General features: G+C 69.7%; 3 protein-coding genes. 1 reads left to right on the forward strand and 2 read right to left on the reverse strand.

Going from position 1 to position 2,158, the window contains the following annotated elements; translation table 11 throughout:
• Both TFC3_RS37955 and TFC3_RS12240 read right to left on the reverse strand, forming a co-directional pair.
• The coding region (locus TFC3_RS37955) for a HAMP domain-containing sensor histidine kinase (RefSeq protein WP_161952679.1) at positions 1–929 on the reverse strand (929 nt) is incomplete at its 3' end.
• Positions 926–1,585, reverse strand: a complete 660-nt coding sequence (locus tag TFC3_RS12240) for a response regulator transcription factor (protein ID WP_067499281.1) — start codon at positions 1,583–1,585, stop codon at positions 926–928. The genes TFC3_RS12240 and TFC3_RS37955, both read right to left, overlap by 4 nt.
• Positions 1,586–1,672: 87 nt before the next feature.
• Here TFC3_RS12240 and TFC3_RS12245 point away from each other — a divergent pair.
• Positions 1,673–2,158 (forward strand): trypsin-like serine protease (locus TFC3_RS12245; protein ID WP_153040427.1); only part of this gene is annotated, 486 nt, incomplete at its 3' end.

The following is a 2,158-nucleotide window of genomic DNA, read 5'->3' on the forward strand; positions in this document are numbered from 1 at the left end:
CGCCGGAACGGCTCGAACAACGCCGCCACCGCGTCCGGCGGCACATCATCGCCGGTGTTGCGCACGATCAGGGCCGGCTCCTCGCCCACGTGCACGTCGATGGTCCCGCCCGCCCGGTTGTACTTCACCGCGTTCTGCACCAGGTTTGTGACCAGGCGCTCCAGCAGGACCTGCTCCCCCACCACCACCCGCGGCGACAGCGAGCTGGTGATCTCGATGCCGGCTTCGCCCGCGCGGGTACGGTGGGCGTCGAGGACCTGGGCGGTGATCTGATCGAGGCGCAGCGGCGTGCGGGACAGCAGTCCCCGGTCGCTTTCGCTGAGGACCAGCAGCCCCTCGATGAGACGCTCGTTGCGTTCGTTGGTTTCCAGCAGCTGCGCCGTGAGCAGGGCCATCTGGTCCTCGGTGCGCGCCCCGGACATGCCGACCTCGATCACCGCGCGCTGCACGGCCAGCGGGGTGCGCAGCTCGTGGGAGGCGTCGGCGGCGAAGCGGCGCTGGGCTTCGTACCCGACGGCGATGCGGTCCATCATGTCGTCGATCGTGCGCCCGAGGACCGCCACATCGTCGCGTCCCGGGCCCGGGCGCAGGCGGTGGCCGAGGTTCTGCGGGCCGACGTTGGCGATGACCGGGACCAGGTCGCGTACCGGCCGCAGGCACCACCGGATCAGGAAGAAGCAGCCGGCCAGGAACACGGGGAAGAGCAGCGCCACAGTCAGGTACAGCGGGATGCTGGGGTGCCGGTAGAGCTGGGAGCAGGCGAAGGACGTGTCGCCGTCCGGGGTTCCCAAGGGGTAGTCGCACGGGGAAGGCACGAAGTCAGTCCAGACCCCGAGGATCATCAGCGCGAGCCAGGGGGCCAGCAACCCGGCGAGCAGGGCGATCGCGCAGACCAGCAGCATCCGGCGCGCGGGCGAGGGTGCTCTCACAGGCCGAGCCGGTAGCCGACGCGGGGCACGGTATGGATGACCGGTGGGTCGCCGAGCTTGCGGCGCAGGGTCATCACGGTTGTCCGTACCGTATTGGTGAAGGGGTCGGCATTTTCGTCCCAGGCCTGTTCGAGCAGGTCCTCGGCGCTCACCACGCGGTCGCCCGCTCGCATGAGCACGTGCAGCACAGCGAACTCCTTGGGCGACAACGAGAGCGTCAGCCCGTCGCGAGCGGCCGAGTGCCGGGTGACGTCGAGCACGATGCCGTCGCGCTCCAGCACCGGCGGCAGCGCCGTCACCGACCGCCGCGACAGGGCTTGCAAGCGGGCCACAAGCTCGGCGAACGCGAACGGCTTGGTCAAATAGTCGTCGGCGCCCAGCCCCAGCCCCTCAACCCGGTCGCGGATCCCGGCGGCCGCGGTCAGCAGCAATACCCGGGTGCCGGTGTCCGATCCGGCGATCCACCGGCAGACATCGTCGCCCGTGCGCCCCGGCATGTCCCGGTCGAGCACGGCCACGTCGTAGCGGTTGACGCCCAGCTTCTCCAGCGCCGCGTCGCCGTCGTACACCACGTCGACCGCCATGGACAGCCGGCGCAGTCCCTCGGCCACCATGTCGGCAAGCACCCGTTCATCATCTGCGACCAGCACCCGCACGTCCGCCAGGCTGGCACAGTCGGCATAAAAGATCCATAAAGACATCGCTGACACGCGGCGGACGGCCGTTTGCGCAGCATGGACCGCATGCTCCGAAGATTTCTCACGGTGGTGGCCGTGGCCGCGGCATTGCTGGGTACGCCCGCAAGTGCCCGCCCCGCCCAAGCCATCGCCAACGGCCAGGACGCTGACAGTGGTAGGTACCGGTTCGCGGTCCTGCTGACCATGACCGGCTTGCCCACCGCCGGCCACGGCACCCGCAACAGCTCCTGCTCAGGCGCCCTGGTCTCGCCGCGCTGGGTCATCACCGCCGGGCATTGCTTCCGGACAGCCGACGACCGCCGCGTCAGCCGCCTGGTAGCCCAGCGCACCACCGCCACCATCGGCAGGGCGGACCTGGACAGCACCGAAGGCCACGAAATCGACATCGTCTCGGTACGCCAGTCAGAGACCACCGATGTCGCCATGGCCGAACTCAAAACCCCCGTCACCGACATCACCCCGCTAGCTTTGGGTACCGAGCCCCCCACCCCCGGCGACATCCTCCGCCTGACCGGCTACGGCCTCACCGAC

The organism is Actinoplanes sp. TFC3 (genome assembly GCF_001553785.1).
In the GTDB taxonomy this organism is placed as follows: Bacteria; Actinomycetota; Actinomycetes; order Mycobacteriales; family Micromonosporaceae; genus Actinoplanes.